1 protein-coding gene is annotated in these 258 nt (G+C 76.4%); it reads right to left on the bottom strand.

What is annotated here, in order from left to right:
- A partial coding sequence (locus AC0IXA_RS27750) for a sensor histidine kinase (protein ID WP_471814952.1) occupies positions 1-258 on the bottom strand: 258 nt, incomplete at both ends.

The raw sequence follows: 258 nt of genomic DNA, 5'->3' as shown, positions 1-258 counted from the left end.
CAGTCGGATGGTGAAGGCGGCCCCGGCCGGCGAGCTGTCGACGTCGACCCGACCGCCGTGCGCCTGCACCACGGCCTGCACGATCGCCAGGCCGAGACCGGTCGAGCCGGCTTTGCGCGACCGCGAGCTGTCGGCCCGGGCGAACCGCTCGAACAGCACGGGCAGCACCCCGGGGTCGATGCCCGGGCCCTCGTCGGCGACCCGGACGACGGCGGCGCCCGGCTCGACCGAGAGCGTCACGTGCACGCGGGTGCCGTC

It is taken from the genome of Pseudomonas sp. AC083 (assembly GCF_979253165.1).
The sequence above is the reverse complement of the archived record's forward strand: the minus strand, read 5'-3'. Positions and strand labels throughout refer to the sequence as shown.